This window comes from Alteromonas sp. H39 (assembly GCF_047556435.1).
GTDB lineage: Bacteria > Pseudomonadota > Gammaproteobacteria > Enterobacterales > Alteromonadaceae > Alteromonas.
This window is the reverse complement of the sequence record NZ_CP180210.1, coordinates 399,521-422,678: the sequence shown is the minus strand read 5'-3', so window position 1 is coordinate 422,678 and position 23,158 is coordinate 399,521. Positions and strand designations below refer to the sequence as shown.

At 47.9% G+C, this 23,158-nt stretch carries 20 protein-coding genes; 6 read left to right on the top strand and 14 right to left on the bottom strand.

All coding sequences use genetic code 11. The annotated features are described in order from the left end of the window. Window positions 1-9: 9 nt before the first annotated feature. The 7 genes from rplV to rpsJ are packed head-to-tail and all read right to left on the bottom strand — an operon-like array spanning window position 10 to window position 3,372. Window positions 10-342: a 50S ribosomal protein L22 gene (gene rplV / locus ACLBLI_RS01715; RefSeq protein ID WP_218309265.1), complete on the bottom strand. Its 333-nt coding sequence runs from the start codon at window positions 340-342 to the stop codon at window positions 10-12. 11 nt (window positions 343-353) lie between these two features. Continuing rightward, on the bottom strand, window positions 354-629 hold the full coding sequence (gene rpsS / locus ACLBLI_RS01710; protein WP_218309266.1) for a 30S ribosomal protein S19: 276 nt from the start codon (window positions 627-629) through the stop codon (window positions 354-356). Window positions 630-644: 15 nt separating this feature from the next. Continuing rightward, entirely contained in the window at window positions 645-1,469 is an 825-nt protein-coding gene (gene rplB / locus ACLBLI_RS01705) for a 50S ribosomal protein L2 (protein ID WP_218309267.1), read from the bottom strand. Window positions 1,470-1,483: 14 nt separating this feature from the next. After that, window positions 1,484-1,783 (bottom strand): 50S ribosomal protein L23, encoded by a 300-nt coding sequence (gene rplW, locus ACLBLI_RS01700; RefSeq protein WP_218309268.1) that lies wholly within the window; start codon window positions 1,781-1,783, stop codon window positions 1,484-1,486. After that, window positions 1,780-2,385, bottom strand: coding sequence for a 50S ribosomal protein L4 (gene rplD, locus ACLBLI_RS01695; protein WP_414829458.1), 606 nt, complete (start codon window positions 2,383-2,385; stop codon window positions 1,780-1,782). Before rplD ends, rplW begins: the two co-directional genes overlap by 4 nt. An 18-nt stretch (window positions 2,386-2,403) precedes the next feature. Further along, window positions 2,404-3,042, bottom strand: a complete 639-nt coding sequence (rplC, locus tag ACLBLI_RS01690; RefSeq protein WP_218309270.1) for a 50S ribosomal protein L3 — start codon at window positions 3,040-3,042, stop codon at window positions 2,404-2,406. A gap of 18 nt (window positions 3,043-3,060) precedes the next feature. Continuing rightward, on the bottom strand, window positions 3,061-3,372 hold the full coding sequence (rpsJ, locus tag ACLBLI_RS01685; RefSeq protein ID WP_010179497.1) for a 30S ribosomal protein S10: 312 nt from the start codon (window positions 3,370-3,372) through the stop codon (window positions 3,061-3,063). Window positions 3,373-4,690: 1,318 nt separating this feature from the next. On the opposite strand from rpsJ, the gene ACLBLI_RS01680 reads away from it, so the two are divergent. Next, window positions 4,691-6,910, top strand: a complete 2,220-nt coding sequence (locus ACLBLI_RS01680; protein WP_414829457.1) for a GspE/PulE family protein — start codon at window positions 4,691-4,693, stop codon at window positions 6,908-6,910. A gap of 6 nt (window positions 6,911-6,916) precedes the next feature. After that, window positions 6,917-8,449, top strand: coding sequence for a diguanylate cyclase (locus tag ACLBLI_RS01675; RefSeq protein ID WP_414829456.1), 1,533 nt, complete (start codon window positions 6,917-6,919; stop codon window positions 8,447-8,449). 149 nt (window positions 8,450-8,598) lie between these two features. On the opposite strand, the gene ACLBLI_RS01670 is transcribed toward ACLBLI_RS01675, so the two are convergent. Beyond that, entirely contained in the window at window positions 8,599-9,327 is a 729-nt protein-coding gene (locus ACLBLI_RS01670) for a CBM9 family sugar-binding protein (RefSeq protein WP_414830880.1), read from the bottom strand. 337 nt (window positions 9,328-9,664) lie between these two features. Between ACLBLI_RS01670 and ACLBLI_RS01665 the strand changes: the two genes are divergently transcribed. After that, complete coding sequence (locus ACLBLI_RS01665; RefSeq protein WP_414829455.1) at window positions 9,665-10,810, top strand: hypothetical protein; 1,146 nt, start codon at window positions 9,665-9,667, stop codon at window positions 10,808-10,810. A 245-nt stretch (window positions 10,811-11,055) separates the two neighbouring features. Here the strand turns inward: ACLBLI_RS01665 and ACLBLI_RS01660 are convergent, their stop codons facing one another. The 5 genes from ACLBLI_RS01660 to ACLBLI_RS01640 form a co-directional block, all read right to left on the bottom strand. Beyond that, window positions 11,056-11,862, bottom strand: coding sequence for an EAL domain-containing protein (locus ACLBLI_RS01660; RefSeq protein ID WP_414829454.1), 807 nt, complete (start codon window positions 11,860-11,862; stop codon window positions 11,056-11,058). A gap of 158 nt (window positions 11,863-12,020) precedes the next feature. Beyond that, the gene (locus ACLBLI_RS01655; protein WP_414829453.1) at window positions 12,021-15,971 is read right to left on the bottom strand and encodes an ATP-binding protein; all 3,951 of its coding nucleotides are present in this window, start codon (window positions 15,969-15,971) and stop codon (window positions 12,021-12,023) included. A gap of 269 nt (window positions 15,972-16,240) precedes the next feature. Beyond that, window positions 16,241-16,744, bottom strand: a complete 504-nt coding sequence (locus ACLBLI_RS01650; protein ID WP_414829452.1) for an HAD family hydrolase — start codon at window positions 16,742-16,744, stop codon at window positions 16,241-16,243. A 54-nt stretch (window positions 16,745-16,798) separates the two neighbouring features. Next, window positions 16,799-18,058 carry a Y-family DNA polymerase gene (locus ACLBLI_RS01645; protein WP_414829451.1) on the bottom strand — a complete coding sequence of 420 codons (1,260 nt, stop codon included), beginning with the start codon at window positions 18,056-18,058 and terminating at the stop codon, window positions 16,799-16,801. Then, window positions 18,046-18,462, bottom strand: a complete 417-nt coding sequence (locus ACLBLI_RS01640) for a S24 family peptidase (RefSeq protein ID WP_414829450.1) — start codon at window positions 18,460-18,462, stop codon at window positions 18,046-18,048. The genes ACLBLI_RS01645 and ACLBLI_RS01640 overlap by 13 nt, the downstream gene beginning before the upstream one ends. Window positions 18,463-18,563: 101 nt before the next feature. Here ACLBLI_RS01640 and ACLBLI_RS01635 point away from each other — a divergent pair, with 101 nt between their 5' ends. From ACLBLI_RS01635 to ACLBLI_RS01625, 3 genes are all read left to right on the top strand, one after another. Further along, window positions 18,564-18,851, top strand: coding sequence for a YebG family protein (locus ACLBLI_RS01635; protein ID WP_414829449.1), 288 nt, complete (start codon window positions 18,564-18,566; stop codon window positions 18,849-18,851). A 378-nt stretch (window positions 18,852-19,229) separates the two neighbouring features. Then, complete coding sequence (locus tag ACLBLI_RS01630; protein ID WP_414829448.1) at window positions 19,230-19,946, top strand: ABC transporter ATP-binding protein; 717 nt, start codon at window positions 19,230-19,232, stop codon at window positions 19,944-19,946. Further along, a complete protein-coding gene (locus tag ACLBLI_RS01625; protein WP_414829447.1) occupies window positions 19,943-21,343 on the top strand; it encodes an ABC transporter permease in 1,401 nt (466 codons plus the stop codon). The genes ACLBLI_RS01630 and ACLBLI_RS01625 overlap by 4 nt, the downstream gene beginning before the upstream one ends. 205 nt (window positions 21,344-21,548) lie before the next feature. Here ACLBLI_RS01625 and ACLBLI_RS01620 read toward each other — a convergent pair whose 3' ends face one another. After that, window positions 21,549-23,132 (bottom strand): methyl-accepting chemotaxis protein, encoded by a 1,584-nt coding sequence (locus tag ACLBLI_RS01620; protein WP_414829446.1) that lies wholly within the window; start codon window positions 23,130-23,132, stop codon window positions 21,549-21,551. Window positions 23,133-23,158 lie beyond the last annotated feature (26 nt).

Sequence of the window (23,158 nt, the reverse complement as noted above, 5' to 3'; positions counted from 1 at the left end):
TATCTACTCCTAGTTATCCGCTACAACCACAGTGATGTGACTGCTACGCTTAAAGATACGATCTGCACGTCCTTTCGCACGTGGCTTGATACGTTTCATAGTTGGGCCTTCATCAACAAAGACTTTGGCAACAACTAATTCGTCGATGTCCGCACCTTCGTTGTGCTCTGCGTTTGCAATCGCAGATTCCAAAACTTTCTTAATCAGCGCTGCGCTTTTTTTCGGGCTGTACGTCAGAAGCTCAAGAGCTTTCTCTACGTGCATACCGCGAACCTGATCCGCAACCAAGCGTGCTTTTTGAGCCGACGTGCGGGCGAAACGATGTTTAGCTAATGCTTCCATTTTCCTACCCCTTAACGTTTGCTTTTCTTATCCGCGACATGGCCGCGGTAAGTACGCGTTGGCGCAAATTCGCCCAACTTATGACCGACCATTTCGTCACTGACTAATACAGGAACGTGCTGGCGACCGTTATGGACCGCAATGGTCAACCCAATCATATCTGGGATGATCATAGAACGGCGTGACCAAGTTTTAATAGGTTTACGCTCGTTCTTTTCCACTGCAGCCTCTACCTTCTTCAGCAAGTGAAGGTCGATAAATGGACCTTTCTTGAGAGAACGTGGCATGGTGAATCCTCGCTTTTACTTGTTACGACGACGTACGATAAGCTTATCAGTACGCTTGTTGCTTCGGGTCTTCTTACCTTTAGTAGGAGTACCCCAAGGTGATACTGGGTGACGGCCACCTGAAGTGCGTCCTTCACCACCACCGTGCGGGTGGTCTACCGGGTTCATGGCAACACCACGAACAGTAGGACGAACACCACGCCAACGAGTGGCACCGGCTTTACCCAGAGAGCGCAGCATGTGTTCTGCATTACCAACTTCACCGATAGTGGCGCGGCAATCAGACAATACTTTACGCATTTCGCCAGAACGCAGACGTAGAGTGACGTAGTTTCCGTCACGCGCAAGGATCTGAGCGTAAGCACCAGCAGAACGTGCAATTTGTGCACCTTTGCCAGGCTTCATTTCGATAGCGTGTACAGTAGAACCTACTGGCATGTTACGCATTGGCAAAGCGTTACCCGCTTTGATTGGTGCGTCAGAACCAGACTGAACTTTATCGCCAGCCTTCATACCTTTAGGCGCCAGCATGTAGCGACGCTCACCGTCTGCATAAAGCACAAGTGCGATGTTAGCAGAACGGTTTGGATCATATTCCAAACGCTCAACAGTGGCTGGAATGCCATCTTTGTTGCGTTTGAAGTCAATCACACGGTAGTGATGCTTGTGACCACCGCCGATGTGACGAGTTGTAATACGACCATTGTTGTTACGGCCGCCAGACTTGCTGTTTTTTTCCAGCAGTGGCGCATATGGTGCACCTTTGTGAAGGTCGTGATTAACAACCTTAACAACGTGACGACGACCGGCAGAAGTTGGCTTAGCTTTCATTAATGGCATTTCTAATCCCCTTCTTACTCAGCGCCACCGACAAAGTCGATGTCCTGACCTTCTTTAAGCGAAACGTACGCTTTTTTCCAGTCGCTGCGTTTACCGAAAGACATACCGTGACGCTTGGTTTTACCCTTAACGTTTACAGTACGAACTGAATCAACTTCAACCTCGAACAGTTTCTCAACTGCTGCTTTGATTTCTGCCTTGTTCGCATCTTTCGCCACTTTAAATACAACTGTGTTACCCGCTTCAGCAGCCATAGTCGACTTTTCTGAAACGTGAGGCGCGCGTAGCACCTTCAGTAGACGTTCTTCATTCATGCTAACGCCTCCTCAAGTTGTTTCACTGCATCAGCAGTCATCAGCACTTTTTCGAATGCGATAAGGCTAACTGGGTCGATGCCTGCTACGTCACGTACGTCAACCTTGTACAGGTTACGTGCCGCAAGGAACAGATTCTCATCAACTTCAGGCGTAACGATAAGAACGTCATTCAGTTCATATTCGTTAAGCTTAGCAATCAGAGACTTTGTCTTAGGTGCGTCAACACCGAACTTCTCAACCACAACCAGACGGTCTTGGCGAATCAGTTCAGACAGGATGCTCTTAATCGCACCACGATACATTTTCTTGTTAACTTTTTGGTCAAAGTCACGAGGCTTGGCAGCAAATGCGCGGCCACCACCAACCCAGATTGGGCTGCGGATTGTACCGGCACGGGCACGACCAGTACCCTTCTGACGCCATGGCTTCTTACCACCGCCACGTACTTCTGCGCGAGTTTTCTGCGCTTTTGTACCCTGACGAGCGCCTGCACCGTAAGCAACGACTACCTGGTGTACCAGGGCTTCGTTGAAATCACGTCCAAAGGTCGCTTCGGATACTTCAAGAGCGCTTTGCGCGTCTTTCAATGTTAATTCCATCAGTTCACTCCCCAGACGTTACGCTTTAACAGCTGGCTTGACGATTACGTCGTTGCCAGTTGCGCCAGGTACGGCACCTTTAACCAGGATCAGGTTGTTCTCTACGTCGATACGTACCAGTTCCAAAGACTGCGTAGTCACTTGTTTGTTACCAAGTTGACCAGCCATTTTCTTGCCTTTGAATACTTTACCTGGTGATTGGTTTTGACCAATTGAACCAGGAGCACGGTGAGACAAAGAGTTACCGTGAGTCATACGCTGTGAACTGAAGTTCCAACGCTTGATCGCACCGGCGAAACCTTTACCTTTTGATGTACCAGTGACATCAATTCTCTTAGTGTCGTTGAAGATTTCAACGGTGATTTCACCGCCAACTTCCAAATCGGCACCTTCGTTGTCTTCCAGGCGGAACTCAACAAGACCACGACCAGCTTCAACACCCGCTTTAGCAAAATGACCTGCTTCAGCTTTGTTAACGCGGTTCGCTTTCTTGGTTCCAGCAGTAACCTGAAGAGCGCGATAACCGTCTGTTTCCTCAGAACGAATCTGAGTAATACGGTTTGGGGTCGCTTCAATAACAGTCACAGGGATAGACGTGCCATCTTCAGTGAAGATGCGAGTCATACCCACTTTACGACCGACTAGACCAATCGCCATTGTTATAACCCTCTCTTGTTAGCCCAGGCTGATTTGAACATCAACGCCGGCAGCCAAGTCCAAACGCATCAGCGCGTCAACTGTTTTGTCAGTTGGCTCGATGATGTCTACCAAACGCTTGTGAGTACGGATTTCGTATTGATCACGCGCGTCTTTGTTGACGTGCGGAGAAATCAGAACTGTATAGCGTTCTTTGCGAGTAGGCAGAGGAATTGGACCGCTGACCTGAGCACCAGTGCGTTTCGCCGTTTCAACGATTTCAGCCGTAGACTGATCGATCAACTTGTGATCAAACGCTTTCAAACGAATACGAATTCTTTGATTTGGCATCGATTAAGCTCCAATCGAAAGAACAAAAAAATTCACCTTTTCTCTCCCTTTAATTTGGGAAGAAAAGATGTGCGTAAACCGATGGTTCCCAATCGGAACCCTGTTCTTTTTTCTAGCACGCTTGCAACAGGTGAGTCGTAAAGACTTTCTCCGCTACGTCGGCAACCACCCTAAAAGCAGTGAGGTCGCGGCTAAAAACGTATGCTCGTATTGAGCAGTGGGCGCGAATTATACAGACATGCCGGGGCAATGCAACTGGATTACGCAAATAAATTGCTTAAATTCTGATCTTCAGACGAGCAGACTCAGGAGAGCAAATCAGTAACATGAGTAACGCTGCAGTTTTGCAGCATAAAGGCCATGGAAAGTCAGCAATCAATTCGCATTAAACACATGTGCGATGTCCGTGACGGTTCTCTCATCGACGTTATTATTAGTATTAATGTTGGACTTAACACAGCAACCGCTGAACCTTCAATTGGTACAGGCGTTTTCGATGAATAAAGCACGCCATTCTGCTCTACTAAAAAAGTTGTGTGTTACAGCGGCCGAATCGGTCCATGGTGGCATCATACCTTTTCTCATAGGATTGGGAAAAGGTATTGGCTATGGTATCGCTGCCGGGGCGCGCACTTTACGGTGTTGCACTTGCTGCTTACCATTCACGATAATCGTAACTATATAGTGAGGGCTTTTAGCCCTCTTTATCGGAGACAGGGGTATGCCCAGATTTTTGTGGCTGTTACTGTTTACTATTGATACCGTACTAGCAGCGCTTACATTATATTTAGCGTTAGCGGATGAATCACTGCGCCCCGCTGTGATATCGAGCTTTTTGGTGCTGGTATTTGCGACCACCTTTTATTTACTACTTAACAAGCGTTGGTTAAAAGGCGTTTGGTAATTACCATCGGTTATTACTCTACTATTAATAAGTATTCTATTAATTGGTATCAAAGCGGCGTGGTTGAATCCTCGCCAGTTGTTGGTTGTTGGTTGTTGGTTGTTGGCAGTCTACTTATAAGCAGTCAGCTACAATCGTAAAGCCAATAACGTAACATCGTTCCCCTGGCTATCACTTACCCGGTAATATTGTTGTGATTCACAGTGAAAAGTCCGTAGATACGCTCGCTTTTTAGCGACACACTATCATACAGATATACCGATTAGACCTTTATGCTATTGCTGACAGATAAACAACGTTATATGGTGCAAAGCATACGTAACGGTATTTTTGAATATGAATAATTGGTTACAGCACCAGAAAAACTGGTAATGTTAACAGGTTGCACCAACTCGTCGGACACGAAAATTACGCATGTTAGACACAAGTAGTCAGCAGAAAACGCTGGATCAGATAAAGAATATCCTCAGCAATCATTCGTCTTTGATGGATGCTTACAGCAAATTAGAGCCCATCATCCTTAAGATGTTCGGCGCTAAACGTATGAGTATTTTTCAGCGTCGTCGGCAACATCAGGATTTGGTCGCGCGCTTTAAAACCGGTAAAGAAACGCTGGAAATTAAAGTGCCGATAAGTCCGATGTCAATTGCAGGCTATGTGGCGTTGTCGCAGTTACCGCTAATGATTTCCGATCCTTACAACGCTGAAGAGCTCAAAGAAATTCATCCGCGTCTGCGCTTCGCTGATAAGTTTGATAAAAACAGCGACTTTAAGACCACCAATATTCTCTGTGTTCCTATTTTGAACGCTGGTGTGATGATGGGCGTAATGCAAATCATCAACAAGCAACAGGGTTCTTTCGATGATGCTGATTTGCAAACGGCGCAGGAACTTACCAATATTCTGGGAACCAAGTTCCGCTTCGAACTGGGTGGTACAAATAACCCCTTCGATTTGCTGTTACATCAGAACACCATTTCAGAAAAAGCGCTTAAAGAGCTGGTTGACTCGTCTCAGGATATTCGTCAGGTCATCCAGCGCCTGATTTCAGAGCATCGTATTTCAGAAGACCAGATAGGCAACTCACTCTCCATTCACTATCAGGTACCCTTCGTTCCTTATCTGCCAGACAAGTATCATTTGTACCAAAGTGACAGTCGTCTGAACCTGTCTTATTTAAAGCGGAATTTTGTCGCCGTTATCGCAGATGTTCGTGACAATCCAATTGTCCTGATGGCTGAACCAAACAATGCCGCACTGCTAATGGAAATTGAAAGTGCACTGGGTATCGACAGCTACGATATCGCCGTAGGCCTTCCCAACCAAATCATGCATTATCTCGGTGAAGGTTCCGGTGGTGGAACCCCTGGCGAGATGAGCGAAATTCTTGATGAGATTGGAACCTCTGCGGAAGAAAAAGACGAACAGTTCGATGAGTTATCAGACGATGCACCTGCAGTAGTCAGGCTGGTAAGCCGCGTACTTCAGGATGCGAAACGTCTGAATGCATCAGATATTCACGTGGATCCGGAGAAAAACGCCCCCACTCGTGTGCGTATGCGTATCGACGGTGTATGTCGTGATATGAGCCAGGTTCCACACTCGCACCACAGTGCGGTAATTGCCCGTATCAAAATTATGGCGAACCTGAATATAGCAGAGAAGCGTGTACCTCAGGACGGAAAGCTGGCATTCAGGATGGGCGGACAACTAGTGGAAGTGCGGGTTGCCACAATACCCACTGTTGCTGGTGAAGGTGTGGTCATGCGTATCCTTGCGTCCGGTGGTGCGATGCCAATTGATAAGATGAACCTGGCACCATCTAACATGACCCGTCTGGAAGAAATGATTAAAAAGCCACATGGCATCCTGCTGGTTGTTGGACCTACCGGTTCCGGTAAAACAACAACATTGCATGCTATTTTAGGCTATCTGAACACCCCGGATAAGAAAATCTGGACAGCGGAAGATCCTGTGGAAATCACGCAACCCGGCCTTCAGCAAGTGCAGGTAAGTCCTAAAATTGGTTTTACCTTTGCCAATGCACTGCGGGCCTTCCTGCGTGCCGACCCGGATATCATTCTGATTGGTGAGATGCGTGATAAAGAAACCGCCCATGCGGGTATCGAAGCGTCACTGACCGGTCACTTAGTATTATCTACGCTGCACACCAACTCGGCTCCGGAAACCATCACCCGTCTACTCGATTTGGGGTTGGATCCGGTTAACTTTTCCGATGCCTGTGTGGGTATTCTGGCGCAGCGTCTTATCCGCACGCTTTGCAGTAAGTGTAAAGAGAAATACACCGCTACTGAGCATGATGTGGCGTTTATCAAACGCCAGTACGGCGAAAAATTCCTGGACGAGCTGAACTTGCCGCAACCGATGCAACTTCATAAAGCGGTAGGTTGCGACGAGTGCGGTGACACAGGTTACCGCGGCCGTACCGGTGTGCACGAGCTATTGGGCATGACGCCGGAGTTGCGCTCGTTAATCTACAAAGAAGCCAGTGTGGCAGAAATGAAAGCACAGGCAATGCATGATGGTATGCGCACTCTGGCGCAGGACGCTATCTACAAAGTTATCAAGGGCGATACTGATATAGCGCAGGTACAGATCGTCAGCGGGGATTAACGTGATATGACCTCGAAGCAGTTCGCATTTGTACTAACAGTGATAGTGCTGAGCTGCTTTTGGTCACCCAATACACATGCCGGCTGTACCGTTATCTCCCCCCAGCCGATGGCTGCCTCAGCGCCCATCCCCTTAACGCTTGGCACACAAACGTTTGTTCTTTCCTGCCAGCTTGAGCAGGTTTCAGTGTTGCACTTCCCTATGGATATCGTCACGACTGCCAGCCTGACAAACAAGAACGGCGAGGACTTTAACCCGCTGCAAAGTGCACGCAAAGCGTTCATCATTCCACGGGGCAACTATACAGCGCGACTGACAGTCGAGGCTCAGCGGGAACGCTTTCTGAATGTCGTTGTTGAAAATGCTGACGACGCACAGTACCGCAACAGCGTTCACCTGGTGATGCTTAGTTTGTTTACGGGCTTTTGTCTGGCACTGGCGGTGTATGTTGGCGTGCTCGGCAGCAGCATCAATAACACCGCATTTTATGCTTACAGCGCCTACATCATCAGTGCCGGACTGTTTTTTCTCTTTCAGGAGGGGATCCTTAACGTCTTTTTGCCCGGCTCAGCCTGGGTTAACTGGATAGAGGTCAAATATCTGTTTGCCGGATTGACGGTGTTTACCGCCCAGCGCTTTATCGCAAAACTGCTGGAGTTTCGCGCGATACTCCCGCGCTGGCAGCTGCTGGCGCTGCAAAGTGCTGCACTGATTGTGCTGATTCTGTCAGTCTCTCATTCCTTTGTCTCTCTTGGCGTTTCCGCAGTGCTGGGTCAGGTTATGGGCTCACTCACTTTGCTGATCATGTTGTTTATTGCCGCGGCTACCGGCTTTGCCATGAAACGCAATATCGCCAGTGCCGGACTGGTAATGATAGCCATGATGATCATGTTATCGGCCATGATCCTGCGCGTGTATCTGCACGATATCAGCCCGTTCCTGCACCGGTACGCCCTGATATTTGCCGTGGCCATAGAGTCGTTGTTGCTGGCTGTAGCGGTGGCAGAAAAAGTAAAGAAACTGGGACAGGAACGCCATCAGGCATTTATTCACGCCAGTACAGATCCGCTGTGCCCTGTGCTAAACAGACGCGGGTGGGAATCGGCGGCGATGGCGATGCTGAACAGCCACCAGGGCAACAATGGTTTTCTCAGTGTTGTGTTTATCGACCTGGACGACTTCAAATCGATTAACGATACCTATGGCCACAGCATAGGTGACGATGCGCTGAAAGTGGTATCGCAGATATTAATTAACCAGTGCCGGGAGCAGGATCTGTTAGGCCGATTCGGTGGCGATGAATTTGTCTTATTATCTCACTGCTTTAGTGAAAAGCAGGCGACACGCTTTATCGAGAGAATAGCACAGCGAATGAGTAAGCTAACGCTGCACATTGGCGATAGCTATATCAAAATAGGTGCCAGCGTAGGTGGCAAAGTGGTGCCAACCCCTCAACATGAACTAGAGCCACTGTTGCAGGCTGCCGATCAGGCCATGTATAAGAAAAAGCGTGAACGTCAGCAGCTTGCCACCGAGTAGCTAAAGAGACTCGACAGTAGCGGGTAGCGTTCACGTGCCGTTAGCCCGCCAGCGCGTAAAGTAAAATAACTTTAAAGCCAAATCGCAACTGGCTGGGGCTGTTTGTAGTGGACGCATCCGGTCTTTTAACCAGATTACTGACCTTGGTGTTATTGCGATTTCACCAGTTTAATACGACCAAACACTGACGCATCAATATAGCCGAGATTTTTATCACCGTTAACTGGTTCTATCTCGTGCGAGCCCATAAAGTGCTCTCGCGTGTCCCCCTCATCGGCGTCACAGTAAGCCAGCATAAATCCAACTTCTTTGTTTTCAGACAACACGACAGGTTCACCTGGTGAGGCAGTGGTATAGGTATCCGGATACAGCCTGAATGCCACTTCCCATGTCATTGCATAAGGCTTCGTTTCGGCGCGCTGCCAGGCACTGTCTACGTGATCGTTTAACAGAATAACGCCACGGTTGTCGTTTTCTGTATCACCAATGTCTGCCACATTACCATCTAATGCAATGTGGTAGGCAAACGCGTTATGGTTAAACTGGTGTTTGCCGCCGGAAGCATCTTCATCTACGAATATTTCTACGCAATCATCATCCCAGTACTGAACACGAGGGTCTGGGTGTGAATCACGCAGCACATCGTCTATCACTTCCAGTAACAGGTACATCTGATCTTCATCCCACAACAGCTTGTATCGTCCGGAAAAATCCTCTGGGGTCGGCACGTCGCCCACAATGTGGTGGTCCAGTGCGTGCCATTGCGCTTTGCTCCATGCCTGTTCAGTCACTTTCCCGTCTATCACCACTGGCTCTGGTGTGTAATGAACCGAAGTGGTTTCAGCTGAAACAGGCGTCATCAGACTACCAAGCGCCATTCCTACACCCAAATGTATAAATTTTTTCACTTCAGTCTCCTTTAATGTGTCGCGTAATTATTACACAGTTTGCGGCGTACAGCCGCCTTCAGATGAAATTACCTTATCTCAATCGCCATGATTTACGGTAGTGGTTATTTTTCCTATCGCATTCTTTTATTTGGTTTTTTCACCAACAGAAAGAGGGTAACAGCTGGTCGCTTGTACCAACCTGGCACTGCTGATGCTTGTTTCTTTATGAGAGATGACTGAGAGCAGTTCAAGTATGAGGCAATCCCGTCTGAAAGCCGAGCCCATAAAGTGTGGTTATCGGTGATAAGGTGGTTGAGAGGACAGCATGACAGTAACAACGTTACCTAATGATGCAATAGCACAGGTTCAGGAACTGGCAGCAGAAGATACGCGAAACCGCGTTCAGCCGGCCAGTGAAACAGATACCTCGCCTAACGGAAACCGGCGTGAGGGAAACCCTGCCGGAGCGCCTACCGATCAGCTACAAACGGCTGAACTGCAGGCGCGCCTGGACGCACTTCGCGAGCAACGCTCCCAACGCGAGCAGGCTCGTGAACAAGCAGAGCAACGGGCCGCGCAACGACAATCGCAGCTAACGGCTGACCAACCTGCGGCGTCACAGCCTTTACCACAACAGGATTTACCTGCGCGTCCTCCTCAACCACCAGAACCCGGCGATCAGCAAGTTCGCGACACCATTTCCCAGGCGCAGCAACAACAGGCGCAACCGGCAGCTCAGCGTGCTGCCAGCACCGATTCCGTGCAGCAAGAGCAAGTACTTCGTACAGAGCAGCGTATACAGCAGGATATTGAACAGCGCGAACAGCGTCAGCAGCGCGCGGCGCAAGAAGCGCAGAGTGAAGAGGAAGAACTTGCCCGCCGCATTCAGAATGATGTTGAAGCGCGTGAAACCAGACAAGAGCAGGCTAGCCAGGAAGCAGTTCGTGAACGAGAGGCGCAGCAGCGTGAAACAACACAGCGCATTATAGCCGAAGCGCGTGAAGACGCCCGCGAGCTTCAGGAGCAGGCAAGAGAAGCGCAACGCTTAGCATCGGAACGACAGCAAGAGCGTATTGACGCAGAGAATCAATCGTCAGCGCCCGAAATCAATCCCGCGACACAGCCCGATGCAACATCCACTACGCAGCAACAGGACGCTGCAGTAGCTATCGATCAGAACCCGGTAAATTATTCCGAGCAGACACAATCGATTATTGCAGAAGTGGGTGAGCAACAAACCACACAAACTACGGAAGAGCTCATTGAAACGCTTCGTGAAGAAGCCGAGGCCCTGGAAGCCTTATTGCGTCAGCAGGCTGCCGGAGATGCGCTGCCCGACCAACAGTTGGATGCTGAACTGAACGAGGTTCGTGAAAGTTTGCAGCAGGAGGTTGAGCGTAACGCACGCCGCCTGCAAAATAATCAGCCTGCGGCAACCCGACTGGGCAATTTTATTGATCAGGTAAGTTAACCGGCGTTTCATAACGATAGGACGGCGAGTAGCCGTGCTGCTGATGCAAAGCTGGTGACAATAATGCACCCGCAACGACGTCGATACTGCCTACACCGTGTGCCAAAGTCTGGATGCCTGGCTGGCGACTGCACGATGCGGTGAAAGGCCACTGGCCCACTATCAGGCGCCCATTACAGCATGGGCAGGTTGTGAAAGTGTGTTTTTTGAAAAGCTAAATCATTTAGCTTACTTGCCTTTTCAGGCTAGGTTAACAGGGTGCTGTCTACCTCAACAAAGCGCTCGAACTGTGGCTTGGCAAAGTAATAGCCCTGCTGTTTCATAATGCCAATATCGGCCAGACAATCGCGTTCAGCGCGGGTCTCAATCCCTTCCGCCAGAACACCAATTTCCAGTTCCTGACACAGCTTATTTAAGTGAGTCACAATCACGCGCTTCTTCGGATCTTTATCAATATCGCGCACCAGGCTCATGTCGACCTTAATCATATTGGGCGATAGCTTTGCCATCCACTCCAAATTGGCATAACCCGACCCAAAGTCGTCCAGCGCCGTTTTAAAGCCCATAGAATTATAGTGATCGATAATGTTTTGAAGGTGGGCAAGGTCGGCTATATGGTCTGTTTCTACTACTTCAAAGCTAATCTGCTCGATAGGAAAGCCGTACTTCTCTGCCGCTTTCAAGGTAGTGCGAATACAGTGCTCCGGCTTATAAATAGCGCCGGGCATAAAATTAATGCTGAGAATTTTATCTATTTTGGCTTCTGCGGCCAGCGCAATGGCTTTAACACGACAGGTTTGATCGAAGCGATAAATGTTCTTTGCTGTGACCTTTTCGATAACAGTAAATGCAGGCTCACCACCCGTTCCTCGTACCAGACTTTCGTAACCAAATACCGACTGGCTTTGTAAGTCGACCAGTGGCTGAAACGCCATCGAGAAATCAAAGTCCAGCGCCTCACCGTTGCGACAGGCATCACATGACAGCTTTTCTGCTGACTCATTGGTAGCGTAGGCGGGTAACTCTTTAATGGCGATATTGTCGAGGCTCAAGCGTCCTCCTCTTGTCAGTCACTATATTAAAATAGTTTAACTTTGTGATTTGAGAAAACAAGCTTCGTATCTTATGTTGCCCCTCATCATCGGTTTTCGCTTATTTTTTATTCTTAGTGTTCGTGTAAACTCCACTGTTAAGTGCGTGCTTTACCACTTCAACCAACAACAGAGGCTTTTTCCAAAGCATCATCCTGATATCCCTTTGGCGATTTTCCAAACTTTTGTTTGAAGCAGCTACTAAAATAAGAGGGTGTACCGAATCCGACACCGTAGGCTACGTGTGTAATTTGCTCGCCATTAGCAAGTCTGTCACCTGCTTTATTTAACCTGTGATTTCTCAGAAACTCGGAAAAGGAGCTACCGAATAAATCTGACACTTTTCTGTTGAGCTGGCGTTCACTGATAAGCAAGGCGCTTGCAGCATCCGCCCTTCCCCACTTTTCATTGTGGTAATTCTTTTCAACCACTGCCAGAAAGTTCGTATAAAACTCCATGTCTTTTCGGTTTGCAAACTGAGGAATATCTTTCGCTTCATTTTCCGCTAATGACGACTGGCTCTGATTGTGCTCAATGTGTTCTGATATTTTACTTCTATTACTCAATATATTTCGCACCTTGACTAACAATTCATCGCCGTGAAAAGGCTTTGAAATAACATCTGTAATTTCCTGCTCCCATGCAGACGATCTTAATTCTTTATCTTCATGCGCTGTAAGCATGATAAAAGGGATCAAACTCAACGCTTCAGATTCTTTCAGATATTTCGCAAGCTCAATACCGTTAAGATTTGGCATCTCAAGATCACTGATTATTACATCCGGCTGATAGACTTGAAGCACATCTATAGCATGCTGACCATTTCTTGCAGTGACACAAGTATAGTGAGGTTCGAGAAGATTACAGAGATAAAAGCGCATATCTCTGCTGTCATCAACGATAAGAATTAATGGTTTTCCTTTGTCGTGTACTTCACTGTCTGTCTGTTCTTCTGCCGTATCATCACGGTTACTTTCAGTAACCGGCACCCATTCCACCTCAGAACTCGTCGCTATCTCAGAGCAGGTCACCGGCAACGTGACAGTAAAAGCACTTCCTTCTCCTTCTTTGCTTTTCAGTTCCACATCACCGCCATTAACCCGAGCGAGCTCTCTTACCATCGCGAGTCCAATGCCCGTTCCTTCTTCATTCACTTTGTGCAACTGACTGAACCGTTGAAATACTGACTCAAAGTCGCTCTCATTGATTCCGACGCCTTCATCTGCAACACGAATTATGACTTTTTCCTCATCAATTTTTACCCGAACTCTGATAGTGGTTTTGGCATCCGAGTATTTGCTTGCATTGGCTATAAGGTTTGAAACAATCTTCTCTAGAGAGTCTTCAATAAGAATAAGAACGGCGTCACCATTAACCTTTACATCAAGTACCTGCGACTTAGAGTCAGTCAGTGCCTGCATCTGAATGCATAAACCTTCGATGCATTCCTTAACTTGAATTGGCTTGCGCGGCAGCTTTGTGACTGATTCTAAGCGCTCAATCTGAATAATCTGGTTCACCAAACACTGAAGCATTTGAGCTTGATTTAATGCAATTTCAATCCGCTTTTTATTTGCCTTATCGTCCTTAGGATTATCTCTTATTTCCTTTAACGGTTCTCTGATTAGCATTACTGGGGATTTTATTTCGTGAGCAATATCGCTGAACATTTTTTGCTTTTTTGTGATATTGCGTTTAAGCAATGTCAGCCTTTCGCTTAAAGCCTCTTCCTTTTTATTATTCTTAACCAAGATCGTGCGAAACGCTCCTGACAACTTGTGCCGATACTTTCCTCTGAATAAGTAGGCAATAGCTAAAACGATAAATGCATAAATGTAAAACGCGTACCAAGATAAAAATGGTGGGGTTTTTATCTCAATTTTGAGACTCGATATTGGCTGCTTTAAAATGCTGTGTGGGTCGACTACTCTTGATTGAAAAATGTACTCCCCTGAATCAATTGAATCGAAAATGACATTGCCTGTAGAGCCCTCCAATTTTCTCCATTCCTCAAACAAGCCAAGCATTCGATACTCTACTTTCTGATCAAACCTTGCAGTGTAGTTACTGGAAGCCAACTTGATGCTAATTCGCTCAATTAGCCGGCGAGTAGTTATGCTTGAATTACCCTCGTTCAGTGATGCCCCTAATAAAAAAGGCTGATCACTACCGCCAACAGCGGTTACGTCTAAAATCTCAACGTGACTTTTTCTGTTTCGTTTTTCTTCTAGAGTTTTGAGAAATCTTCTTTTATTGACAATATATGAGTAACGGTCACCGACTACCACTATATTAGATTTATCAACTTCGTAAATACCTCTATATTCGAAGTCAACATCCACAATTCCATCAGAAGCATCTATCGATTGGGCTATTTTATTCCTTTCGTTAAAGACAAATGCTCCCCTATTTGTCGTGAATAATAGAGTTTCTTTGTCTAACCTGATGCCCCCACGAACGAACCTAGCCGCCCCTAGTTCGCTGGTAGGTTCAAACGATATTTTATAATCACTTAGATCTAGAGCCAAAACTCCATTGCCGGATGTACAAATCCATACAACATCCTCAAGACCATCTATCAAGCAATTTATCTGTGAAAGGTTTTTATTTGAAAGTGATACTTCCTTCCAGGTTGCTCTTGAGTGCTGAATGTAGAGCTTCGCTTCATCTGTAGCGACTATAAGGTCATTCTCATGAGTTAATAGAAGGCTACTGATTTTTCCAGGAGCTTCATAAACGTCTACAACTTTCCCATCTCTTATCTCGACTAACTCTTTTCTCTCTGCTGCCTGAATGTAGAAAAAAGCACCACCCAATATGCTAAAAGAGTTTATTATGTCATTCTCACATAGGGTCTTTTTGGTGGTCTCGCTTTCGCTTTCATCATACTGAAGCATAGATTTCGCCGCGACGCAGTCGAATTGCTCAAAATCCACTGCGTTTTTTATAATTGAACCATTTTTCGTATCAAGCCTATAAACTCCATCTTGAGTTTTTATGTTGACATCACCTTCTAAAATTTTTACATCCTTTATATTCCCATAGAAAGGTTTTCCTGCTTCAGATATATAATTAAAAGATGTCGAAACCTTAGGTATTACAATTAGACCCTTTTGGGAAGACGCAAAGACCATCTCCCCGTTGGCAGTCTCAGATATGCTAGTTATTGACTCGATTGCAGAAGAGGACAGAAAAGGATCCATGAACTCTGGTTTGACTATTTCTCCCTCTTGAGCATTCAATTTAAATACTCCCCCTCCAGCAAGCCACAAATTGCCACTTCTGTCTTTGTATATGAATTCAATTCCGTATGGCAGAATCACTCCATCTGCTATTGGAAAAAATTCTATTTCTCCATTTTCTACACTATAAATTCCCTCTGGACCAGCAACATAAAATGCAGAGTCAATGTATTCAATGAGTGAGATTTTGCTTAGCTTGTCGAACTGTTGGAGACCGTCGTCAGTATTTAACTTTCTTGCGTTGAGAGAAGTATCTAGTGCGTAGACTATATCTTCAGATACAAAGTAAATAGTATCGTCTGGTCCTTTTGTCAGCGAGTAGATCCCTTCTAACGGCTTCCCAGCTATATTTGCAATTTCACTCACCACTCTTTTTGACTGTTTATCAAAAACCAATAAGCCTGTAATAGTTGAAGCGATCAAATAGTGCTCTGTTTCCTCGACACTCCATACATATTTTACTTTCGGGTGGCTGCTTTCGATAGTTGATAGCGTATATGTCGAAGGTTCAAAGTAGTGGACGCCACTCCCATATTCAGCAATCCATAGCCCTCCACTATCTGATTTAGATAAGTCTGAAATAATACCGTTGCCTAGCAAGCTGGTTTTGTGATCGAAAACTTTAGAGCTGGCGCCAACAACTGAAAAGAGACCATTTTCAGCCCCCAGATAAAGTTCTCCATCTATCGTCTCAATGTCCCTAATAATCCCTGTCGTAGTTCCTTTGAACCTGACCGTTCCAAACTCAGAAAAACTTGAAGCTTTCGCAAAGTTAAAAATTTGCGCCACAATTACTATAAAAAATGAGACATTAGTAAAAAAAGCCACATAACTGCACTTCCTTGTCCTAGATTTCATTTTATTACCTTTACATTTTACGTAAATTTAGTTCGTGCCTAAGTTTGCACAAACTTCAATCAGAGGATAATTTTTATGAATACAGAACAATTTTCAAACATGCAAGAGCTAAGTGAAACCGAATGTGAAACCATTTTCGGTTCAGGAACAAGATTTGTGTATATGGATGACAGTCTAAAACTTATTGAAGAGCCCGTTCCTCACAGGCCACACAAGCCAAAGGGCCCAAAAAACGATACCTAAACCAACCACCACCGCATCCCTGCATTCTCAGCAGCCATGCGGTCGTAGATAAAATCTCCCACATACAGGCAGTGCTCTGGTGGGAGGTTCCATTGCGTTGCTATCTGTAACAGTGCCGTGGGGTCTGGTTTTGGCGGGGCATCTTCGCGGGTAAGCACCAGCTCGATTGGCACCTCATTATTCTGTAGTTTAATGGTTGTTGCTTGTCGGCAGTTGCGGGTAACAATGGCCATTGGCAGCTTGTGTTGCTGCACTTTTTCTACCATTTCTTTGCCTATTGGCAGCCATTTGGCGTGTTCTGCGTCTTCCAGTTCGTGCTGCAATATTCGCTGTTCGGCCTGCGCTTTTGTTTTGCTGCAGGTAATGGCGGCGACAAATTCCAGAATATCCTGATCTTGCGGACAGCCGACATCGTCGCGCATTCTGGTAAAGTTAAGGCTGGATTCCACCAGCGTGCCGTCCAGGTCGAATATCACGCCTCTGATGTTGGTTAAGTCCACGGTTACCCTTGTCGCTACTGTCTGCTATAGAGTAACCATGCCAGTTGGTGGCCTTTAATTACAGTGAATTTTTGGTAAGTGTTGCCAGTTGGTGGTGTATTGAGGCGAAAGGAAATCGCGCTTCATGGTCCAGTTATTCTGGGTGCCTTTGGCTGCCGCGCCAATGGTCTGGCTTCCATATCTTTTGTTTATGGCATCCATGCATTGCATTAGTTTTGGATTATGGGTTAATTGTGCAAACATATCGGGCTGTACATGCTCGTCGTCTACAATTTCTATTGCGCCAATGCCGCATTTGTGAAACAGCACGCCCGCTTTGAATAGCGTTGCGCTGGCACGGCTGGCAACCTGCACCAGCGCGCGGGTATCGTTTGTGGGGTGGGCAAACTTATGCTGCATGGCCTTATGATAATGCCCTTCGCTGGCAAAGGGGTTGGCGTGCGCAAACAGCGTTAATGTAACCACGCTGCTTTGCTGGCGCCTTAGCTTTTCGCCTACCTTCTCGGCATGCCAGCAAAGCGCCTGTCGTAAGTCGTTTTCCTGAGTAACTTTTATGCCAAAGGCACGGGTGGAGTAAATTTGTTTTTTGTTTGCGCGTTCGGTATCCCACGCAATACATGGCGTGCCGTTAAGCTCGCGTACAGTGCGCTCGGTTTCCACCGAGAACTGCTTGCGGATACTTTTTGGATCGCACTGCGCCAGTTGCCAGGCACTGGTTATTCCCTGCGCTTCCAGTCTGGCGCTGATGCGCCTGCCCACGCCCCAGATATCGCTGACGTGCATCTGGCGAAGGGTTTGTTGTATTTTTTCCGCCGTGTCGAGTACGGCAATACCGTTTTTCTCACCCAACCTTTTACCGGCGTGGCTTGCCACCTTTGCCAGTGTAGGTGTACTGCCTATCCCCACCCCCACAGGTAACCGCAGTTGCTGCCATACCGCCTGCTTTATTATTCCGGCGTAGCGTTGCCAGCCTTCAGCGGGTTGCCAGCTATCAAAATGTAAAAAGCACTCGTCAATTGAATACACGTGCATGTCGGGCGCGAACGCGCCGACTATCTGCATCATCTTATTCGACAGGTCGTCGTACAGCTCGTAATTAGATGAGCGAATAACCGCACCGTAACGTTTTAACAGCCCCTGTACTTTATAGTAAGGCCCGAACTTCTTTACGCCGGTGCTTTTTGCCAAATCGCACATGGCGCAAATGCAGCCGTCGTTATTAGTAAGCACCACCACCGGCTTATTTCTGATTGCCGGGTCGAACACTTTTTCCGCCGAGGCATAAAAACTGTTGGCATCCACTAGCGCATACATTGGCTTAACCACCTCACATAACGGTGCATACGTACTGAACGCACAACAATGCCCTCCTCTTCGAAGGTATCGCCCGGCCCTAATGGATAGGGTTGAGTGTCGAGCCCGGGTGACAACAGCACGTTCGACTTTCTGTCGAAAAGCTTACACACAAAGCTGCCATTTAAATTGGCTACCACCACATCCAGCGAGGTAGGAGACGCGGCGCGATCGACAATAAGTAGGTCGCCATCGAATATACCTACGCCGGTCATGGAATCGCCCTGGGCCTGACCGATAAATGTGGCACTGGGATGTTCGATGAGCAGCTCGTCCAGATCCAGCCCCAGCTGACGATACTCTGCAGCCGGCGATTCGAAGCCGCTAATGCCTGCCTGCGCACGCACGGGAATGACTTTCAGCATGGTTTACTGCACCTTCTGAAAAACAATTGAATGATACTGTTTATTTATACAGTATTTTGCACTATAGTGACAACGTCAATTCGAAAAAACGGAGCGAAACCATGGCAATTACCACACAGTATGTTGTTACACACAAAGGGGTAGAGAAACTGGTGACTACCGACAAAAAAGAAGCCGATCAGTACGATAAGATGCTGGACGCCGCCGATAATCTGGCAACCTATATTCATGCTAAAGGAATTAAACTGGAAGATGGCGTAGCTGAAGAGCTGTCTATTCTGCTGGCAAAAAACAAAGACAAAATAGCCAAGCTGTTTAAAGGTGCGTCGGCAGAAAGCGTACTGGAAGATGAATCTGCAGAAGTGGTAAAACTTCAGGCTAACGGATAACGTTAGCCACTGCATTATTCTATGAACAGCGGTCTTACAGCGAGGCCATTGCCTGCCCTGTCGTCAGCGCCATACAACATACGATGACAAGCATACGGGCCTGCTGTTTTGCACGCGCAGCGTGTCGTTGTACAAAGCAAAGTGAAACAAAGCGAAGCCGCGTGAATGAATAAGAGACAACGCGAATCAATGCACAGTGGCAGGCTTTGCCTGTGCTGCTGATATTCTGCGTTGCTTTCTCATTCCGGCGCACACGCGGGTTAACAAACCTAATGGCATTGAACTTTCACCGCCCTGCCTGCTATAAACTGTTGCTATATAAATGCATGTTCTGCCGGCTCGAAAGTCAGTTGAATAAAAACAGACAAGGTGTAAGTAGTGCTCCTTTCACAGAAAACATCTGAATCAGCCGCCGCTGTTGCTAACCCGGCTGTGGTACTGGATAAGGTAACGTTTCGTTACGGGCGTGACAGCGCTCCGGTTATTGATATTCCCAACTGGAAGGTAAACGCAAAAGAGCATGTGTTTGTCAGCGGCGCTTCAGGCAGCGGGAAGAGCACTCTGCTTAACCTTATCACCGGCACTCTTGTTCCACAGCAAGGCACGGTAACACTATGCGGCAAGCCTTTCTCTGCTGTTTCGGCCAGAAAACGCGATAAACTTCGGGCAACACACATTGGTGTGGTGTTTCAGCAATTCAATCTTATCAGCTACCTTACGGTTTCTCAGAATATTGCCGCGGCGGCCTATTTTGCAGATAACCACACTGGCGAATTACATTTGCGGATCCAACGCTTACTTGCTGCCCTGCAGTTGCCCGACACAATATTGCACGCCAAAGCTTCCGCGTTAAGCGTAGGGCAACAACAGCGCGTTGCCATCGCGCGTGCGCTGATTAACAAGCCGGAATTGCTAGTGGTAGATGAGCCCACATCCGCACTGGATGCCAGTGCCCGCGACACTTTTATGTCGCTACTGCGTGAAAACGCACGTGACAGTGCATTGGTTTTTGTCAGCCACGATGCAGGGCTGGCAGCTCACTTTGATAAACATACAGACCTTAGCAGCATTAACCGCACGAGGGCATCGGCATGATTACACAAATTGCCATTGCCAGCTTACGGCATCGATTAGGCTCGGTACTACTGACTTTGTTTACTATTGTCATTAGCGTTAGCCTGCTACTTAGCGTGGAATACGTAAGAGGGCAGGTACGGGACAGCTTTACGCGAACGGTATCTGGTGTTGATATTATTGTAGGTGCACCTACGGGACAGCTTAACCTGCTGCTTTATTCTGTGTTTCGTCTGGGTAATCCCACCAATGGGGTAGACTGGGAAGACGTTGCCTGGCTGAAAACTCACCCGCAGGTAGATTGGGTCGTCCCTTTGTCGTTGGGTGATGCTCATAAGGGTTTTCGCGTTGTAGGCACCACCAATGCCTACTTTGAACACTTTAAATATGGCGATAAGCAGGCATTGTCATTTGCCGCTGGCGAGCAATTCTTAGCTGATACCTCAGCGGTGATTGGCGCAGAAGTGGCAGCAGAATTAGGCTACAAAGTCAGCGACAACATTGTGGTCTCTCATGGGCTGGGCGATGTCAGCTTTCAGCATCACGATGCCCATCCTTTTACCATCACCGGCATACTTGCGCCAACTGGCACGCCGGCCGACAAAGCAGTTTACGTGACGCTGCATGGCATAGAGTCGGTGCATGCGTCGCCCTCACCGCGCCAGAGTTTGCGTCGCACTGCGATTAGCAAACCGACCAGCGACAAGGTTTCTGAACAAACGGATGTCAGCGCCTCGCAGGCCAATCAGCATCATGATCACGACCATCATGATGAACACGAGGATACTGACGCACAGCAGTCACATAATGAAGAACATAGTGCAGATGAACACAGCAATGCGAAAACCATGCTGTCTCAAGCCCCACCGGAATCAGTCAGCGCGTTGTTGCTGGGACTCAAAAGTCGCGTTGCCGCATTGCAATTGCAACATCAGATCAATAATTACGACCGTGCTGCCCTGCTCGCTATTTTGCCCGGCGTCGCATTAAAAGAATTGTGGGGCCTGATGGGGAATGTGGAAAAACTGTTACTGGGCATATCTGTACTGATTCTGCTTTCCTCGCTCATTGGTTTGGTCACTTTGCTATTGGCAACTATGCGGGAACGTCGTCAGGAAATTGCGGTGCTGCGTGCCATTGGTGCGGGGCCAGCCACCATTTTATGGTTGGTACAGGCCGAAGCGCTGCTTATCAGCCTGGTAGGCTGCGTGCTGAGCATCATTCTGGTATCGCTGGGGCTGTCGATTTTTTCTGAATGGTTAAACGCCAGTTACGGTTTGATTGTTACCGGAAGCCTCTTCACTCAGGCTACGGGTATCGTCATCGCCTGCGTAATGGCGGCAACATGGCTATGCAGTTTCATTCCAGCTGTTGCCGCTTACCGCACTGCACTGCATACCGGGCTCAGTGGTCGGTAGCGAATCAGTAGCGACAACAATTAGCGCCATTGTTCACTAACGGCTATCGGTGTTGAAGAATGGGCTTTATTGGCTGCCGCAAACAAAAACGGATCACCGCATTGGTGATCCGTTCTTCTTACCTTCTGCCCCGCCAGTAAAAGGCGGTAGCGAGAAAGCGCCCGCTGTTTTTGCACTTGCGTGTCAATTTAACAACGCGTCAGGCCTACTCACCAACCCGGTTTTTGTTGATAAAACGGGTGATCACAGAATGTACCTGATTCACAGTATCACGCAGTCGTTCACTGGCTTTCAGTGAAGCCTCTGAGGAACGCTGGGTTTCTTGTGCGCCGTCAGCAATGCCAACGATTTGCTGGTTAATGTGATCGGCGACGGTGCTTTGCTGCTCTACTGCTGAAGACATTTCAATTGTCGCTTCTGCAATACCACCAACGGCACTGTTAATTTCAGACAGAGCCACGCGGGTTTCTTCGACTATTTCAGTACCACGTTGCGCCGAGGCCAACCCTTCGTCAGAAACCTTCACGGCACGTTCAGAACGCTCGGCAAGCACCTGAATGATATTGTGAATTTTGTCTGTTGACTCACGGGTTTTGGATGCCAGTGAGCGCACTTCGTCAGCAACCACGGCAAAGCCACGACCTTGCTCTCCGGCACGGGCAGCCTCGATAGCGGCGTTAAGCGCCAGTAGATTTGTCTGATCAGCAATGGTAGAAATGATACTGGCGGCCTCACCAATATCATTCGTAGACTGCGCCAGTTCTTTCACGGTTTCAGATATCGACTCAACCGCCTGTTTCAACCCCATGATAGCCTGAATAGCCTGTTCGGCTTTCTTATTCCCGGTATCGACATTCTTAGAGGCACTACGGGCACTTTCCGCGTTACTTTCAACGCGCTGCGCCACCTCCTGAATGGCTTGTGACATCTGCGTAACTGCCGATGCTATTTGTTGCGTTGCCTGATTCTGTTGCATGACAGCCGCGCTGGTCGCATCGGCCTGCGCGTGCGTGGTATTCGCGATACTGTCCAGACCCGATGCGGCATCTTCAATTCGTGTCAACGCCGTACGGCTGCGCGCAAGCTCGCACCCCATAGCCAGCTTCGCCCGTGAGCGAACGCCGTATTCTTTGAAATAGGTTTGCGCGACGACCGGGTTACTGTAGCTATCCGGGCTTAAATCCAGAAAGTCTTGCCATTCAGACTGTGACATTCCCACGCTCCACGCTGCCATCAGCAACAGTGCCACTGCGGTAATGACAGTTGGAAACCAGCCAGCAGTCAGACCAAGGATCACCAACAACGGAATGCCCAGCATCCAGTAGGGCATTGTTTTTTTGCCGTAGTGAACTACCAGTTCGCCAGCTGACGTGCTGGACTTACCCTCGCGTAAACGGGCATATCGCCTCTCCGCCCTCGCAATTTCACCGGGTAAGGCTGGCACCCGCACTGATTCATAGCCGGTTATCTGCCCGCTTTTGTACACGGGTGTGACAAACGCGGACACCCAGTAGTGATCGCCGTTTTTACGACGGTTTTTCACCAGTCCCATCCATATTTTACCGGCTTCCAGCGTAGCCCACATTTCACGGAAAACTCCCGGCGGCATGTCAGGATGGCGGATCAGGTTGTGATTTTTTCCAATCAGTTCGTCTTTTTCAAAACCACTGACTTCGATAAATTCTTTATTGCAGTGACTAATGACACCACGCCGATCCGTCGACGAGATAAGGCGGTAGTCATCAGGAAACTTGTACTCTCTCTGAGTAACAGGCTGATTGTTGCGCATTGGCTGTAAAACTCCATTAATGCGTA

Excerpts from the sequence above, each read along its gene's own strand:
- rplB (WP_218309267.1), bottom strand. The coding sequence starts at position 1,469 with ATGCCATTAATGAAAGCTAAGCCAACTTCTGCCGGTCGTCGTCACGTT.
- rplW (WP_218309268.1), bottom strand. The coding sequence starts at position 1,783 with ATGAATGAAGAACGTCTACTGAAGGTGCTACGCGCGCCTCACGTTTCA.
- ACLBLI_RS01675 (WP_414829456.1), top strand. The coding sequence starts at position 6,917 with ATGACCTCGAAGCAGTTCGCATTTGTACTAACAGTGATAGTGCTGAGC.
- rplV (WP_218309265.1), bottom strand. The coding sequence starts at position 342 with ATGGAAGCATTAGCTAAACATCGTTTCGCCCGCACGTCGGCTCAAAAA.
- ACLBLI_RS01625 (WP_414829447.1), top strand. The coding sequence starts at position 19,943 with ATGATTACACAAATTGCCATTGCCAGCTTACGGCATCGATTAGGCTCG.
- ACLBLI_RS01670 (WP_414830880.1), bottom strand. The coding sequence starts at position 9,327 with ATGGCGCTTGGTAGTCTGATGACGCCTGTTTCAGCTGAAACCACTTCG.
- ACLBLI_RS01645 (WP_414829451.1), bottom strand. The coding sequence starts at position 18,058 with ATGTATGCGCTAGTGGATGCCAACAGTTTTTATGCCTCGGCGGAAAAA.
- ACLBLI_RS01665 (WP_414829455.1), top strand. The coding sequence starts at position 9,665 with ATGACAGTAACAACGTTACCTAATGATGCAATAGCACAGGTTCAGGAA.
- ACLBLI_RS01680 (WP_414829457.1), top strand. The coding sequence starts at position 4,691 with ATGTTAGACACAAGTAGTCAGCAGAAAACGCTGGATCAGATAAAGAAT.
- rpsS (WP_218309266.1), bottom strand. The coding sequence starts at position 629 with ATGCCACGTTCTCTCAAGAAAGGTCCATTTATCGACCTTCACTTGCTG.
- rpsJ (WP_010179497.1), bottom strand. The coding sequence starts at position 3,372 with ATGCCAAATCAAAGAATTCGTATTCGTTTGAAAGCGTTTGATCACAAG.
- ACLBLI_RS01640 (WP_414829450.1), bottom strand. The coding sequence starts at position 18,462 with ATGCTGAAAGTCATTCCCGTGCGTGCGCAGGCAGGCATTAGCGGCTTC.
- rplD (WP_414829458.1), bottom strand. The coding sequence starts at position 2,385 with ATGGAATTAACATTGAAAGACGCGCAAAGCGCTCTTGAAGTATCCGAA.
- ACLBLI_RS01635 (WP_414829449.1), top strand. The coding sequence starts at position 18,564 with ATGGCAATTACCACACAGTATGTTGTTACACACAAAGGGGTAGAGAAA.
- rplC (WP_218309270.1), bottom strand. The coding sequence starts at position 3,042 with ATGGCGATTGGTCTAGTCGGTCGTAAAGTGGGTATGACTCGCATCTTC.
- ACLBLI_RS01620 (WP_414829446.1), bottom strand. The coding sequence starts at position 23,132 with ATGCGCAACAATCAGCCTGTTACTCAGAGAGAGTACAAGTTTCCTGAT.